This window comes from uncultured Anaerobiospirillum sp., from assembly GCF_902485895.1.
In the GTDB taxonomy this organism is placed as follows: domain Bacteria; phylum Pseudomonadota; class Gammaproteobacteria; order Enterobacterales; family Succinivibrionaceae; genus Anaerobiospirillum; species Anaerobiospirillum succiniciproducens.
Map to the genome: position 1 here is coordinate 1 of NZ_CABTML010000093.1, position 17,594 is coordinate 17,594.

6 protein-coding genes are annotated in these 17,594 nt (G+C 43.4%); 2 read left to right on the forward strand and 4 right to left on the reverse strand.

All coding sequences use genetic code 11. From position 1 onward, the window contains the following. The 4 genes from RDO37_RS07395 to RDO37_RS07410 all read right to left on the reverse strand — a co-directional run. The coding region (locus tag RDO37_RS07395) for a hypothetical protein (RefSeq protein WP_308498629.1) at positions 1-3,745 on the reverse strand (3,745 nt) is incomplete at its 3' end. Positions 3,746-4,714: 969 nt separating this feature from the next. Further along, a complete protein-coding gene (locus RDO37_RS07400; RefSeq protein WP_308498630.1) occupies positions 4,715-5,929 on the reverse strand; it encodes a suppressor of fused domain protein in 1,215 nt (404 codons plus the stop codon). Between the two features lie 280 nt (positions 5,930-6,209). Next, a complete protein-coding gene (locus tag RDO37_RS07405; protein WP_308498631.1) occupies positions 6,210-6,605 on the reverse strand; it encodes a thioredoxin family protein in 396 nt (131 codons plus the stop codon). Between the two features lie 282 nt (positions 6,606-6,887). Continuing rightward, positions 6,888-12,128, reverse strand: a complete 5,241-nt coding sequence (locus tag RDO37_RS07410) for a type ISP restriction/modification enzyme (RefSeq protein WP_308498632.1) — start codon at positions 12,126-12,128, stop codon at positions 6,888-6,890. Between the two features lie 1,844 nt (positions 12,129-13,972). On the opposite strand from RDO37_RS07410, the gene RDO37_RS07415 reads away from it, so the two are divergent. Both RDO37_RS07415 and RDO37_RS07420 read left to right on the forward strand, forming a co-directional pair. Then, on the forward strand, positions 13,973-16,660 hold the full coding sequence (locus RDO37_RS07415) for a ShlB/FhaC/HecB family hemolysin secretion/activation protein (protein WP_308498633.1): 2,688 nt from the start codon (positions 13,973-13,975) through the stop codon (positions 16,658-16,660). Positions 16,661-16,980: 320 nt separating this feature from the next. Then, positions 16,981-17,594: AAA family ATPase (locus RDO37_RS07420; protein ID WP_308498634.1), on the forward strand; the 614-nt coding region annotated here is incomplete at its 3' end.

A 17,594-nucleotide genomic window follows, 5' to 3' on the forward strand; every position in this document is an offset into this window, starting at 1 on the left:
ATACAGCACCAAAACGCATGTTGCCGTTTACAGTATCAGTACCGAATGCTACGCCAGAGAGGTCAACGTCAGCACCGTAAGAAGCACCCTCAGCATTGAAACGGTCGGAGTCAACTGACTTGTACATTGGGGTTAACCATACACCGCCGTTAGCCTGTGAACCGGTAGCGGAGATAGAGGCAGCCTCAACACCAACAGCACCGACACGACCAAACATTGCATCAGCCATGGTGGTTACTGCAGCAACGGCAGCCTGCTGAGCACCAGCATAGGTTGCAGCATGAGCAGCAGCGTCAATAGCCTTATAGTTTTCAGCAGCAATCAAGTTAGCAAATAAGCCGTAACCAGCAGCTGACTTGTCCTTGAACTGACCCTGGAGCTTACCAACGATAGCGTCAGCTACAGGACGTGAGATGCCGTCATAAATTGCACCAGCTTTATCCTGCTGGAATACCAGCTTGTAAGTGCCATCGGTGTTCTTCTCACCTAAGAGCAGACCGCCTGCATACTCGATCTTAAGATCTTGAGATACAGTTGCAATCTTGTTGGTGTTATAAACGGCAAGCTTAAGAGCCTGATCAGTGCCATCAAAGTCACCAACTAAAACAACTTTTGAATCTGTACCTGTTACGGCAATCGAGCCTGAAGAAGTAGATTCGAAAGTAATAGCTGCTTTATCCTTCTTTTCACCGAAAGCCTTATCGGTCAGAATTAAGGCAGACTTACCTTCCATAGTAACCTGATTGCCCTTAAATGCACTATCAAGAGCAGCGCGGTCAGCTTCAGAATTAATTACAATACCGTTATTATCGGCGATTGTAATTGGGGCATTAAGAGCTAATGCGTTCTTTACATCGCCATTCTCGTTAAAGCCGCCATTTACAGTGAGGTAATCGGCCATCAGATCGCCAAACTCGGCATCGGTAAAGCCAATACCCATTGCTGCGTTCTTGCCAATGTAGGCCTTACCAGCTAATGTCTGAACATCTGTTTTTGATGCGTCATCAGTGATGTTTTGAACAGCTAAGAGTGAAGCTGGGCCGCCATACTCTGGATCTACAAATAATGAAGAACCGGCCTCAAATACGAAAGTATCTGCGTATACATGAGCAAATGAGCCAGCGTCCTCACCAACCTTATCCTTACCGATATCTAGGGTATTGTTAGCACCAAGAACAAGCTTGCTTACATCAATAGTAGAGTTGCCATTGAAGTAGTTAGCTTGAGGAGCAGTCGAGCTACCTGCACCAGAAATAGTAAGGGTGTTAGCTGTTACGTCACCAGAGATCTTGGCTGATTGAGTGGTGATATTACCGCTGGAACCTACATCAATAGAGCCATTTTCACCAACGCCTAAAGCTTGGGTGAATACAGAGCCATTAACAACAAGATTGTTGTCCTTCTGAACAGTAACTGTCTTGATTTCGGAAGCTGAAGCACCTACGTCACCCTTAACAGTTACAGTGCCCTTAGCTGAAGCAGTACCAACAGTGAAGCTGCCTTTTACACCAGAATCAGTCTTAATAGCGCCGATCTCGCCAGTACCACCTAATACAAGAGCGTTGTCTGCAGAGTTGAAAGTTACATTTGATAAGGCGGTGCCATCACCAGACTTCTTAGAGACGAACTGGCCATTGGCATTTGCCTTATTCAAAGTTAAAGCACCACCAGCACCTAAAGATAAGTCATTTTCAGTCTTTACGTGAACATTACCAACTGAGGCAGAAACCTGAACTGGAGTTGCGCCATTTTCAACTGTTACACCAGTGTTGTTATATGCATCGATAGATGCATTAGAAACAACCTTGTCAAGGCTCATACCTTCAACAGGCTTTGCATCACTAGTAGCAATATCGCTTAACTCTACCTCAAACAGACCAGTGAACTTAGTGCCAAAGTCACTCTTGAGCTTGTTAAAGTCAGCAACAGTCATGGATACCTTGTTCTTACCATCCATGAGCGCAATTGTAGTGTTGCCACCACCAATTACTGAGTCCTGAGCAAACTTTGTATTATCAAGAACTAGCTTGCCAGATTGATCCTTGAGTAAATCAAGCTTGTCGAGCTCGAGTCGGGCATTGTTCTGGAGTGTTAAAGCATTGCCTGATAAAGCGAAATTACCGTCACCAACGGCGTTGATAGTTGAATTATCAGCTACAACAGTACCGTTCGTAGAGTCAGCAGCTGCTAATTTACCTGTTAAATTAAGGGTGGCGTCATTCAGACTGACTACGCCCTTGGTAACAGTGATGTTTGCTGCAGTATCCCAAGTACCCTTAATGTTTAATGCCTTCTCTGTTTTAGTAGAAGCATTTACTGTTATGGTCTTAGCAGTAATTGAGCCAGACTGACCCTTGGCATCAAGAGTAAGGGAACCAGTCGCAGTAACTGATAAATCAGATGTGTCGCCAGAGGCGGTTACTGTTAACGCATCGTTTACTGTTACGTTGCCAGCATCAATACTTAATGCACCAGACTTACCAGCAGCTAAGCTGCCAAAGTTTAAGTCGGCAGCACCAACTGCAAGCTTTGCACCTTCAGTAAACTTGACGTTATTAGCTGAAATGGTAAAAGATGAACCATTGAGACCAGATTTTTCAATAGTATCCTTTAGAGTGCCAGCATCGCCACTAACAATTGTAGAAAGCTCAATTTCGTCTTCACCAACAATATTTAAAGCTAACTTACCAGTTGCATCGGCCGCTGCTACGCCAACCTTACCAGCGAAAACAGTTGCATAATCTGCAGCATCAAAAGTAAGTGATGCAGTTTTGTTGGCTGATGTTGAAATTTCAATAGTGCCTGCATTTGCTTCGATAGAACCTGCTGCAAAAGTAGCTGCACCATCCTTAATAGCTAACTTACCTGCAGTATTAGCAATCTTAATTGCTTTTGCACTATTAAAGCTTGCATCCCCCTGAACGGTTAAGGTTGCGGCAGCAGCAGAGCCAACAACAACCTTACCACCTGAAACAGTGAGGCCCTTGTTAACAGTTAAACCTGCAGCATCGGCTAATGTCACTGTGCCAGCAGTTACTTTTAATGATGAGTCCATCTCGGCATCAGTTGCTGCAGCTTCTACAGTAATCTTACCGCCGCTCAGGTTTACACCATCACCTGCTGCACCTACTTTACCACCTGCTGCTGAGAACTTTAATTCGCCGCCCTCAAGGATATCAAAAGTAGTGGTTGCTACTGTATTGTCAGTAGCTTCAGCAACACCTAAGACGCCCTTAGCCTTAATATCAATAACAGCAGTTTTGCCGGACTCGCCACCTAAAGTAATGGTACCAGCTGATAAAGTTGAAGTAGTATCACCGCTGCCAGTGATATTCACGGTGCCTTCCTTAGCTGAAAATGCACCTAAAGTTACAGTCGCGCCACTAGCTGAAGCTGAACCAATATTTAATACAGCACCAGTGCCTTTTACAGTAATAGAGCCGCTTTTAGCCGAGAAGATTGCCGCATCGCTGCCATCAGTGGTCTTAATTGCATTACCTGCTTGAGTTAATGTGATGTCAAAAACTTTATTGTTGGCAGCAACAGATCCGCTTCCACTAATTTCTACTGTATCAGCATCTTTAACAGTTTCTAATTTGGCCCAGCTATCAATTGTATCAGCCTGAGCCTGACCTGCGGCTAAAGCGGCAGCAGCGATAGCTGCAACCATGGCGATGTTGGCGTTCTTGAAAATAGCGCGGTATTGAGCCATCAGGAACTTGATGGCATTGTTTGTTTGCTTCATTCTTGAAATGAAATATAGATTGTCTATGAAGTGATGACTGCTACCTAATGCTTGTCGTGCATAAAGATTCTCTTAGCTATAACTCGTGATAGCAAAGCCTGGTAGCAGCTATATATTGCAATCTTTAATTGATTGTCAGTATATCAGCTCTATCTGTAGTTTATGTATGATGTGTAAATTGAAGCTTTCAAACCATAGCTTGCCCAAACTATGCGCAACTTTAAGATAAAGACTTGTAATGCCTGCCCACCTAAACTCATACATTCAAGAGCACGAATGCCGCGCCATAATAGCCATTGATGCTATTTGCGCTTTAGTATTGTGATTGTAGATGAGGGTGGCAATATATGGATAAAGACGCGCAGCTTATTCTTTGAGAGTTTTTCCTCAACATAGCTGGCTATATGGGATTACTTAGTCAGTCTAAACAAAGCTATGTAGTAGCCATCTGCTAAGTGATGCAGATGCTATCTTAAACACTGTATCAAGATAGAGACGATACTGGGTGTTTAGACCGTGGCATAAAAATTTCATGCCCCCCCCCCCTAGTATAATTTATATACTAATTCCCAATAAACACAGTATTTATGCGCTTTTGATGCATGGCATATAACTAGCTTCGCGAAAACTTGAAGCATAGTAACAATTTGAATTACAAAAGCACCAGCAGCTTTAAGCTGCCGACCTCAATTCTTGTCTCTTGCTTTAAATGCCTCTAAACCAGTACTCACATAAGCTCTACAGAGTCGTGAGTTCTGCATATAAACTCGCGACCTGCACCAGTACATACCATAGCCACAGCTCACTTAATCGCCTAAAGAGATCCCATACTGGGGATCTTTAACATTTAACAAGTGGCCAGAATCTCTGTGAGACCCTACTCTATGACCACCTGCTTTTTGCTTTCATGATGCCTGTGTATTGGCCTTGCTGCTTAGCTGCAGCAATGCCTCCCATGCTCACTAATACTTAAGCATCAGTGGCATTCTTTACCTTTGGCTTAACCTTTCTAAGCTTGGTTAATGGACGATTAGCATCTGCAATAAATGCGCTCTTGTCCATACAGCGCATGAGAGTCTTAGCTGAGTGCTGTTCAATATACTGCAGCTCTTCTTCAAAGAGTGGCACTACACGATAGAAGTTGACCTTACCTGAATCACCAGGCAGCTCACACAGTAATGCACGCTTACCAGCCTCTTTATCAACTGACTCATGCGGAGCTAATGGCAATAACATTGCGCCTTGGAACTTGGTACCTGGTGCTTGATAGTCATTGAAGGTAAAGATATGACCTGGACCAATCCAAGCGTTGTAGATATACGGAAGTCTTGCTAAGGCATTGAGCATAGAGATTGGCCAGCTGTCCTCATCTTTTTCTGACTCAATATCCATTGATGCTGGCAGTTCCATATACAGCTCACAACGCTCATAGTGGCGCGTGGCAGCCTCAGCATTCTCGACATCGCTAGCCTTGGTCTCTGTCTCTACTTCATCAAGATTGCGATATTGCAGCAGCTCCTCAGGTAGACGCATACGATACGCGCCCATACCCTTGGTCACAAGAATGGTATGCTCTACCCCCTGCTCTGGCTCTGCCTTGATGATGTCGATATCGATGCGTAAACCGTCATCCTTCACATCCTCAACTTGCAGATAGATTTTGCCAAAGTGCTCCTCAATATGCTCACGAATAGCCTTCTGCTGCGCAGTATGATAGCGATGTAAGTGCTTAAGCTTGCTCTTAAGCTTCTCCATGTCCTCTGAACTATGCTCTGCGCTCTCACTATCAGCATGAGCTGCAGCTGCTAGTGGCCCAGTGCTTACATGAACAGACTTTGATGATGCTTCACTATCTGATGCCTTAGTGTCTTCACTGATTGCTGCCTGCGCAGCATTAGGCTCAACAATATTTCCACTAGCCTTAGCTTCTACAGCCTCATTAACATCAGCTGCGTCTGCAGTAGCGGCGTTGCCTTGCTTACCCAGAGCTGCCTCTAAGGTATCGCGATCAGCATCCACTGCTTCCTTGAGCTTGCTGAGGATTGAGTAGAATTGATCTTCATCATTACCAGCATCAGATACTTGCTCATTCACAGCGCTATGAGATGCTGCCTCATCTTTAACGCTCTGTGCGTCTAATTCAGGAGCTGAAGCTTGTGCTTGCTTATCATCAGTACTGTGCATGACTATATCCTTTGACCAAGTTGCTATGAGAGTTTGCTAGCTTAGCATATTGATAGCTCATTTACCCAATTGCACCGCTCTTTCACGATGAGCAAGTGCGCTCTAACCACGGCAAACATGCAAGCAGCGCCCGCTCCTTAAAGACTCTATAAAGCTCTACAGGCCCGTACACCAATTCACTGCCATACGCACTGCACTCAGCTTGATGCCTAGATACTACCATCAACTAGCAAGTGCTCTGTATCAGTCAATAGCTCTAGCACGACGAAACCGCCGTCAATTAGCACATGGTCTTGCCATGCTTTACGAATGCAGTCATCAGCTTGGCAAGGTCATTTGAACGTAGACGTAATGCAGCACATAAGACTACTCCATTTACCATCAAAGCAGGATTGCGTGTGATGTTGTATTGCTTAGCTTCCTGTACGTCGGTGATATGCTTAACATCGCAAGCAATGCCTAACATCGAAGTAGCCTGCAGTGTCTCACGATACAGCTCATGACAAAGACGACAGCCATTGCCAATGACTAAAATGCTTGAGATTGAGGCTGCCTCTTGTTCAGTCATCTCTTCATCAGCAATGTCTACAGTTGCTAAAGGTGCATTTTCATCTAATGAGCAAGCTCGCTCATCTACACCACCAACTAAGCTTTGTTCTAATCCAGTGAACGCCATACCAACCTTTGCTCCCTGCAAGTTATGCAACTAAGCAGGCATTGTACGCTAAGCACTCTACAAGCCTATTGCATCTGTTACTTTTTCTCATGGGCTATGCCTGAGAGTAGACCATGAGATCTTCAACCTATCAAGGCCAAGCTGCCTTTTTAAAGTATTCAAGCCAAGATTTACTTTTACTAGCAAAATGGCCGGCCTATTTACACAAAAGGCAGCCTAACAGCTGCCTTTTTAAATGAGCCATGCCTAGTTAAGCATGGCCCTGTGTTCATATTACTACGACTATTTATCTAGTGGATGGATATTGAGCTTTGGTAAAGAATTGACAATCTTTACTGTCTCAAGACTTACTGTAATTACGCGTAAGATTAAGTTAAAGATGTACTTCTCATCTCCAACTTCAGTAGCGTAATCGTTGTAGTCATTAACGATGCCAGTTTCTTTATCCTGCTTTACGCAGCAACGCTCAACGATCCAGTCGAGACCAGACTTCTTATTAACGATGTATTCTTGTGCCTCAAGAGGAATGTTCTTGATGGTCAGAGTATCGTTATATACGATGCAGGTCTTATCCTTGGCCGCATTACCAGTCTTGCCCTTGATTTTGCCGTAAGCAAGCTTCTCTACACGGTAGTGAACGTTATCGGTTTTTTCGATGGTGCATCCTTTGTATGGAGTTACACTTTCGTAATTTACGTGAAGATCAGCTAACTTACGACCAGCTTGTTCAAAAGCCTTAAATTCAGCAAAGCTGGCTACCCTAGGAACACGTGGTCGTTCCTTAATTAAGTTTGCAGCATATGTATCTCTGTACTCAGGTGAATGCATAATGCCGTATATGTAATAAAAAACTGCATCTGCATCGATCTTGTCACCTTCTTGACCATATGCTTCTCTGAAGTGTAAGACAGCTTCTTTTTTGATAGCATCCTCACGAACATAACCATGCTCGTCCACTTCACAAGTGCCCAACATGCCAATATCAGAGGCTTTTGTGTAAACATATCGTGGATACATTTGGCATCCTGCCTCAAGCATATTTAGGTCACTAATTACATTTGTAGCAAAACAGCACATCTCTTTTGCGCCCAATCCTGTAATGCCAATTGCTAAATTCTTTGCATCGGCATAAGGGAATAGTTTAGGAATCTGATAGGTTCTACTAAGCCATGCACTACTCATATACAAATACTGTTTAACAAACGGTCTATAGACTGAGTTTACTATGAACGTATTATCAAAATCATCATAAATACGTCCTTTAATCACATCATCTCTCTGACTTTGATCCCATTTCATCATGATTGGGTCAAAGTTAATCTTAAACTTGTTTCCAAGACGAATTGCATCTTCAACCTGCGAGTTATAGAACGAAATACAGCGTGTAAAACTCTCTTGAATGGTATTTTTACTTGAGTTAAATGACCAAGCGTCTCTTCCTGTAGCGACTCCACGGGAATAATTAATGAATACAGCTAAACCATCTAGATTTTTACCATCAACTGAGATGAACTTAGCAAAGTCGTTTCTACGCTGATTTAGCCAGTCACCATGCTCATCTGGCTTAATTTCGGTAAATGAAGCACTTGTCATGCTCTTAATATGATCCAGCTGAGCAAGCTTTTGCTCACGAGTCAGATAGTCGTCAACGCAGCCAAATCTAATCACGCCATGCTCTGATGAAGCAGGGTTCTTTACTAAGATAGTTATGGCAATTGGGGCGCGAGATCCAGCACCAAAGATTTTGCCTCCTTGGCGACGAGACTCCTCTCCAGAGGTTCTTTGATTGCCTTTAAGGTGGTAGACATAGATTGAGTTAAACTCATCAGCAAAACATTTGCGGATACCATTAGCTGAGGCAGAGTCAATCCATCCAGCATTAGATACAAATGCAACTATGCCACTCTCACCAATCTTATCTGAGGCCCATCTAAAAGCCTTGATGTAAGAATCATACAGACTGTTCTTGAGAGTAATTTTTCCTGCACGTTTAACGTAGGTTTCTTCTAAACGGCTTTCGAGCTCCGGATAATGATCATTTTGATTGTTGTCATTACCACTAGTCTGGCCTGCTGAGTATGGGGGATTACCGATGATGACACGCAGTGGCAGCTTATCCACCTTTTGGCGTAATGAAGCATTACGCTGAATGTTGGAAGTCATCAGCGGCAGTACATCAGCGTCATGAGTAGCAAATGTGTCTGTTAATACGGTGACGTTATTAGCCTCGTACTCCTCATCACTGTTTGGCTTGAGCTCGTCATATACAGACTCGATGTTGATGGAGGCAACATAGTATGACAGCGGCACCAACTCAAATGCATGCAGCTCATTGCGATACTTATATGGCAATGATGCACGAGGGATGATGGTCTCATCCAACATCATGCGGGTAATGAAAGTACCTGTGCCAGTGAAAGGATCGAGGATGTGTACACCCTGATCGCCAAGACTGGTATTAAACTCCTTTTTAAGGATATCGTTAACTGAGTGATTTATGAAATCCACCACCTCGATTGGAGTATAAACAATACCAAGCTTTTCTTGCTGCTTAGGGAATGCTACCTTAAAGAAGCGATCAAAAAGATCAACGATCACGGCCTGACGATCAGCTAAAGACTTAACATTCTTCATACGATAGCCCACGCTTTCGTAGAAGTTCTTTAAGTCATTAGTAGCTACCTGCATACCATAGCGCTGCAGAGTCTCCAGCATCTGAGTGAGTGAGGATGCAATAGAGTTCTTCTCGGTAAATGGATGCTCTTTGAACAGCTCATCAAGAACCGGTTTAATCACAATATGCTGAGCAAGCATATCGATAAACTCGTCATCACTTAAGGATGCAGTCTCATCATCAGCTATGCCATCTTTAGTCAGGTGGCCATTGATAGCCGAAGACATCTCATTTTTGAAATCATCGAAATGCTTCTTTGCCTCAGGATGTTCAGTATCCTCAAGTACACGCTTGATGTTCTTTGCCTGATTAGAACAGATTAAAGCTACATCCTTAGCCCAGTCTTCCCAAGTTTTCTTATTACCAAGTTTTTTGATAATTGCTGACTTAATAGCTTGTTCAACTCTTATGACATTTTGGTCTAAATCATCCAATAGGGTTCCTTGGTGTTCTCTTTCACCGCCGCCGCCACCACCGCCGCCGCCAGATGAGCTATTATTAATCTTTCCATTCACGACGCTAATAACTTCGATTCTGTCATCAATTCTATCGAGACGACCGTCAACAAGTTCATGACTTGGATTGATAGATTTAAGAGCATTAAGTACTTGCCATACAACCTTGAACTCTTCTGAGCGATCTAAGGTCTTCTCAGGATTCTCAATATCATCAGCAACAATAGGAATAATCACATAGCCACGCTTCTTGCCCGGGGCAATACGCATAACACGGCCTACTGTCTGTACAACATCTACTTGACTCTTACGTGGAGCAAGGAAAATAACAGCATCTAATGAAGGTACGTCTACACCCTCACTTAAACAGCGCACGTTAAAGAGGAGTTTACATTCATTATCCTGAGGTTCTTCTCGCAGCCAGCTGAGTAATTCAGCTTTCTCAAGTGCGTCCATAGAGCCATCAATATGCTTAGTTGAGCAATAGAGATCATGGTCTCTAACAAAGCAGTATTCATTATAAGCATTGTCATCCTGCAAAGACTGCACTTGCTCATCAGTTAAATTCTTAAACTTAGCTGAGCGAGACAAAACATATTGACGATAATCATTAATGACCTTTTGGAACTGCCCAGCAAAGTCTTTTGATGAGGTCTTTTTTCGCTTTGCATCGTGATTAATTTGTTGCGCAAATCCAACCGCTCTACGCATATGGGTTACATCATCACCAAGTTCATCACTGATACCGTATTTGTTAAGAGCTTTCCAAGCTCCTACAGCGCGAGATGCATGATTATCAGAGAACTTATCTGCATCTTCTGCAGTGCGGAATGTATTAGCATCACCCACTAAGATAATAACTTTATAGTCTACTAGGCAGCCCATCTTTACTGCCTTTTCAAAGTTTACGGTTTTAAATGTTGGCCCAAAGGTTACCTTATCATCCATAGAGTAAAGCACTGCTGCACCACTATTCTTTTGCTCAAGAGCAGCAGTACCATAAACCTTTGGAGTTGCAGTCATATAGAGACGCTTTTTGCCTTTAACGTACTGATTGTTATGGATTCGTGTAAAGGCAGCCTCTTCATCATCAATACCATTGATTGATGCTGTTCTGTTTGCTTTACCCTTGTTCGCTTTTTTTGTATGTGACGTAGCAGAGTCTTCAGTGCTATTGTGTGCAGAGGCGTCTACGTCTGTTACACCAGAGCCTGCAAATATTGGTGATGCCTCTTTTGCCTTGGCTAACTGTGCAGGGTTAGATGCCGGGTTAAGGAGATACGCACCTGCAGTACGGTGCGCCTCATCGCAAATGATGAGATCAAACTCTGGCATTGGGTTTTCGACGCAAGCACCCTTGGCCTGATCGCCATTTTGCGCAACAGCAATAACATCAATTGACTGATAGGTACTAAAGACCACTGTCATACCACCATCAGGGCTCTGTTTACTATTAACAAGAGCCTGGTTAACTTGCTTGGCTAGGCTCTTGGCATCAGTTGTGGCCGGATAGGCAAGCTCACTTGCAGTTAAGAGCTCGTCACTCTTACCAATCTTAGAGTCTGAACAAACAGCAAATGCCGTCATTGGATGGATAGCTTGCTGCTTCCAGTCAGATAAAGTCTGGCTGAGGAGTGATAAAGATGGAACTAAGAAAAGCACCAGACCATGCTGTCCTACTTGTGCCTCAGCGGTACGTAAAGATGTGAAGGTCTTGCCAGTGCCGCAAGCCATGATAAGCTTGCCTCTATCATGAGTTTTAAAGCCCTCAATTACGTTCTCAAGCGCTTCTTTTTGGTAGTCTCTTAAAGTACGCTTGATAACTTCCACTTTGCCATGGGTCTTTAAATAGCTAGACCAGTCGATAGATGAGTTAGCCAGCTTCTCACGCGTAATGATGGTTGTTAGAATATCTTGATTTTCAAACGTTTTTATTACATTAGGGCCCCATTTATTGTTGGTGGCGATAATCATACGTTTAGAATAGTAACTCTTGCCAGAGGCTGCAATGAATGAGTTGATGTCTTTCTTAGATACAACTCTATCTGCAGCATAAAACTTACACTGAATGGCGGTATAAGTTTGCTCTTTATCATCGTCGGTCATGACATTAGTACCGACTAAATCTACGCCGATATCTCTAGCATCAGACTCAATATCTTTATGCTCTTTGGCCCAGTCAGAATACATCTGAACCTTAGTGAACTGATCCTTGTAGGTTGGCTCATTAGTGAGGAAGTCTAATGAGAGTTTCTCAAAGTCAGTGCCCTTGTCTCTTTGGGAAAAATTGCTTGCTTCAATAGCTTTTAACAGCTCATTGAACGCAGTTGCATTATCTACGACGTTAAACACGCCGTTACTGTCTCTTTGAGACTCTTGGATCTGTTCAGACATTACAAGCTCCATCCAATAACCAAAAATGATTGAGTAGGATAATTATACTAGGATAAAGCCAGTACTGACGGCACTTTGCGAGAAAATAGTTAAATATGGAAGCAGTCTTGCAGATTACTCATTCTCTCCTAAAACTGGTTGCAATACTTCGTCTTCGGAGTTAATACACCATTGCCACTCATCTCAAGGCATAGCCCCATTCCTATCAAAATTGATTCAAGCCTCACCAATGCTTACCCATGCGCAGCTCTCATAGCGGCTATTTATTAACAGGTAATGGTCATTAGGCAGTTCTACAGCCGCATCAACTGATGTGGCTCTGCGTTAAGGCAGATTAAGATCACCAGCTTCATTGTCCCTAGCATCAAAGCCTACTTGCGTTGATGACGTCTATATCCTGAGTAATCGATCCTCGCCCTGGTCCCAAATCGTATAATTAATCCTAGCCAATTGCTTGAGGTGCTCTTGCCTAAGCGCTTTCTTCTTCGGAGTTAATATCCCTCTCCAGTAACCTCTGGCTACACTTCCTATCTCAAGTGATTTAAGCATTTAATGCCCTGAGACTATGCGCTATGGCAGATTAAGATCACAAGCCTCATAGTCCCTAGCCTCGAAGCCTTCTAGCATTGATGAAATCTACATCCTGTGTAATCGAGCTCCGCTCAAGTCCCAAGTCCCAAGTCCCATATCGAATAATCAATCATACCTACCCCACTGCTTGAGACTCTTCTGCCTAATAGCAGTAGCTACAAAAGTACCCCTTAGACTGTTCACTCCCGACCTCAACTTTTTGCAATCCTGAAGCCTCAAATACCTCTGCTAGCCACTCAACTACAGCTGTTAGACAACGCAGCTGAGGTGCAATTTTTGGTGGTCACAACTGCATACGAATGATTACTATCCTTATTTTGGATGATTTTGCGGCGGTCTAGCTTGGGTTGAGTTTTTAAACGCATGAGAGATTTTTGCACGGCAGCGGCTATAAACGGCTTATTTATCGGATTTTAGGCGTGCTAAGATTTTGAGATATTTGTGATATATGACACGGTTTGATCATTAGAGACGTGTTATCTAACTTGCGCAAGTTCACACTTTTGGCGGTTTTGAGGGCTATTGATACTCTATTTGCCATCGATCTTAAAAATTTAAATGGCTTATTTATGGGATTTGTTGAGAGCAGTGTGAAAAAACTTAGTGTGCAAAATTGATTCTGCGAACGTAATCTCAACAGCTGATTTGTCGAAGTAATACATTATCACCGTCGCAACACAGCAAGACTTACACATTTAGACGTAACTCGTGTAAGGCAGTGTTGATATGAGTTTTAACCTTGCTATTAGATAGCCTGCTACTTAACGCCTAGCTCGAAATTAGTTTCATTGTTATGCGGCTTAGTACATATGGCTATTTCGTGGCGCAACCTTGAACAACTAACCTTTTATCCCAAGCTATTTGAGAGCAGCTGTGCATTTAGCGAGCGGATATGAGGACATTAAGTTGCTCATAGTGTTGTTTTGCTTCTCAGAGCGTGTGCTTAAGGAGTTTAACTTGCTCTAGTTTGCTCATGAGGTCGGGCAGTGGCCATGTTTTTTATGGCTAGTCCTAGATCTCTAGTGTTTTGCTGATTACACCCAAGGTATGGGCAGCGCAGTTTAATTATTACAGACTAATTCATTCACATAACTGCATGCCTTTTACCTTCGACAACAAATCAGATCACGGCCGCTATCTTACGACCGCGCTTTTGTCGGCTTTAGATAAGTACCTCTCGTGCCTTATCTAAAGCTATTGTTTAACGATGGCTTGACCATGCTTAGGTCAGCTTTACAACAAAAGGCGCACCAATGCTAAACCGCACCTTACTGAGCCAATCTCTTAAGTTTATTACCTTTGCCTCATTAATTAGCTTTTCAGCTCAATCCCACTCTAACAGCTACATGAGTGCCTCTACAGCACAGAGTCTGTCTAACTACTCAAGTAGCCTCGCTGAGCAAGTCTCACAAGCTACAGCTCACTACCAGCAGACACATAACGCCGCTCCAGTTGAGCAAGCTCATGACACCGACCCATCAGTACAGGCTAATGGTTCTGCTAAGTCAGTACAAGATCATGGTTCTGATCTGTCAGTGCAAGCTCATAGCTCTGCTCAAGACCACGATGCTGCTTTCCATAATGCTGCACTCTTAGCTAATGAGCAGCACACAGCGCTTGCAGCTTCGAGCGTGCGAACCATTAATGAGTCTAACTCAACTGCAGATGGACAATCTCTAGCCTCTGCTGAGCAAGAGCATCAGGATTTTGCAGCCGAGTCTCATAGCTTGGGTCGTGATGGAGAATATGCATCTGCCATCGCTGCTAATTCCCTGGCTAATGATTGTGCTACTAATGGTGCTGTGGCTCAGGGCAATGCTGTTGCTTACGCTCATGTAAGTGGTGGCGCTGTTATGCAAGAGACTAAGCATGGTGATGAGGATGTAACCATTGCAGCTACTGTAGTGACTAGCGCGGACAATAGTGATGGCCATGGCTTGATTGCACCATCAGTACAGTCTGAAAGTGTAGCTAGCATCAATGGCCAGGTGGTAAGCAAAGATAGCTCTAGTATGTATGCTCAAAACTTAGGAGCTACACCTGCCTATACTGTTAGCGCTCTGAAGCAGGCTGCAGCTGCTGCCTCTCATGGTGGTATTCATACTACAGTTAAGGGCAATCGCGTCAGCACCGTTATCTACCCACCATTTGGCAAGAGCAAAGCAACTGATAATGCTGGTCTTACCAAGGCTCAACTATCTGCAGTGGCTAATCAAGCCTCTGCACTAAGTGTAGGATCACGCCTTGGCACCAACGCAACTGTAAGTGCCCAAGATAAGCTTGCTAATGCTAGCGTAAGTGCTCAAGCTCAGGTCGCACCACTAACTCATGTATCAGGCGATCAGCGTGTACAAACTACCATCTTTGCGCCTCCTGGAGGCATTGAGCGTAGCAAGATCCCTGGTACCAATGTCACCAAGGCCCTCATCTCAACAGTTAAGACCACCAGATACAGTACCAATGCTCAGCCAAACACGATGGCTGCAGCAGGTGATATTGCCCTTGCAGGTATTGAGATTGTTGAGGCTCCTGAGATTGAGGATGCTGTTACTAAAGCTAAGCTCAAGACCATGCTTGATGCTTTAATTGGCCGCAAGGTAAGTAGCGATCTTTTGCAGGATATGGGCAATAACATTAAGGATTTTTACCAAGATCTTGGCTACTTAAATTGCGAAACTTATATGCCACAACAAGAGATTGATCTTGATAATGTAGTGTTCAAAATCGGTATCAAAGCCACCGAGCTTAACAAGGTACATATCGAGAACAACTCCCAAGTAAGAGATGGCTATATTGAGTATTTATTAAGCTCGCTTAAAGACTATGAAGGTAAGCATCTAAACTATCACGACTTCTACGAGCAAATGCTCATGCTCAATGACTTAGGCACTTTTAATTTGCAGGGTCAATTTGATGCTGTTACTCCTGATAATGTAGTTAACAATCTCGATTTGATGGCCATTAATGGCACCGATCGCGCCTACTTTACTAGCGCCATCGACAACTTTGGCTCGCTAAGCTCCGGTCGCTATCGCATGAGCGGTAACTTTGAGATTAACAATCCTACTGCTAGTGCCGATCGCTTAAACCTATTTTATTCACATACTGATGAAGATCAGGCCGACTACTCCATTGGCTATACCATTCCAGTAAGCTCTCATCCAACCTTAGTTGGCGCATCCTTATGCTACTCACATGCTGATTTAGGCGGTATTTATCGTGAGCTTGGCACTAAGAACGAGGAGCTGACCTTTGAAGCCTTTGTAAGAGAGCCTCTCTATCGTGATACTAATGCCATTGCTAATGTGCAATTTGGCTATATCTACCGCAAGATGTCTACAGACTTTTCCGTCTTTGAGCTGAAAACTAAGAAACACTCCAATACAGCATATGTACAGTTCTCTGGTAGCAAAAACTTTGTTGGTAACGCCATAGTCTCATCATCACTGCGCCTTAGTGCTGGTCGCATTGAAAATGATGATGATTACGATCTCGGCATTGAAGGTAACTTTATCAAGCTCAATGGCAATGTTGGCTTTAACTATATCCTTTCTGACAACTTAAGCACCGTCACCAACGTCAATGTGCAAGTTGCTAATACCATGCTCGATGGCTCTGAGGTTATGCAGGCAGGTGGCGAAAACGGTTTACTAGCCTATCAAGCATCTGATCTATGCGGTGATAGCGGCATTATTGTAGGCCAGTCACTGCAGTATATGCCTGATGCATCTTTAGGCTTAGTTATTGCCCCACATATTGAGGCAGCTAAACTCTTTACCCATGACTATGATGCGCAAAGGGCTGCATCAGCAGGCATCTCATTGTTCTACAACCGCGATTCAGTTAATGCCATGTTAGATTTTAGCCATGTAGTCGGCAATCAAATTGAATATGTCAATGACTCAAGCCGCATCAACTTCAAGCTAAGCTATACCTTCTAAATAAGCCCACTTAACAAGCCTATCAAGCCTAACATCCTCATTGCTCATGTTAGGCTTGTGCTATAAAGACTCTCATATCCTAGTCTTAGAGCAAAGGATAGTGGCTTAATGTATTTGCTTTAGTAAAGCATCAATACTTCTAAGAATTCGCACTCTAAAGTCCCCTCATCAGCGGCCATTATCTTGAGTGATGATCGGCAGCTCAATTAGCATTGCTGTGCAGATCTGCAGCTGTGAAGATCTTAGCTGCGCCTTCGATCAGCTTATGCGTTATGATAGTTAGCGGCGAGTTTCTCATGTCGATTTCAAGTGGAGTTAATATGGTACGCAGAAGCATTACCACTGGTATGTTAACCTCTTTTAAAGACTTTATTTCAGGTGACACAGTCTATGTCGATAAGACTAAGTTTGCTTGTGAACTAGCCAAAGGCCGCAGCTCTATCTTGCTTACCCGACCTCGTCGTATGGGCAAGAGCACTATGTGCTTAACCTTAGAGTATCTGTTCTCAAAAGGCACTGTAGGCACAGAAGGTCTCTACTGCCATGATCATTGGCCAGTTAAAGAGCGCTACTTTGTCTTTCGCTTCATGTTTAACGAGATAAACGCATCAAGTTCTGAAACATTTAAGCATGGCCTTATTGAACAGATTAAGCCTTATGCTGAATATTTTGGCATAGAGCTCCATAGAGATTTGGATGCACATCTAGTCTTTAAGCAGCTGATTGAGTGTAGTTTGAAAAAGTTATCAGATGAGAGCTTTTTAGCACAGCATCCAGAGCTTCATGATGTTGAGCGCCCATTGTGCACAAACAATGTTGTATTGCTAATTGACGAGTACGATGCGCCACTGGCAGAAAATTTAGAAAATAGTGATGTATTTGATGAAATCAAGAAAGAATACGAGGTTCTTCTTGCAACAATCAAGAGTATTCC

Bases quoted from the DNA above. Each gene is read 5' to 3' on its own strand.
- RDO37_RS07400 (WP_308498630.1), bottom strand. From the start codon at position 5,929: ATGCACAGTACTGATGATAAGCAAGCACAAGCTTCAGCTCCTGAATTA.
- RDO37_RS07405 (WP_308498631.1), bottom strand. From the start codon at position 6,605: ATGGCGTTCACTGGATTAGAACAAAGCTTAGTTGGTGGTGTAGATGAG.
- RDO37_RS07410 (WP_308498632.1), bottom strand. From the start codon at position 12,128: ATGTCTGAACAGATCCAAGAGTCTCAAAGAGACAGTAACGGCGTGTTT.
- RDO37_RS07415 (WP_308498633.1), top strand. From the start codon at position 13,973: ATGCTAAACCGCACCTTACTGAGCCAATCTCTTAAGTTTATTACCTTT.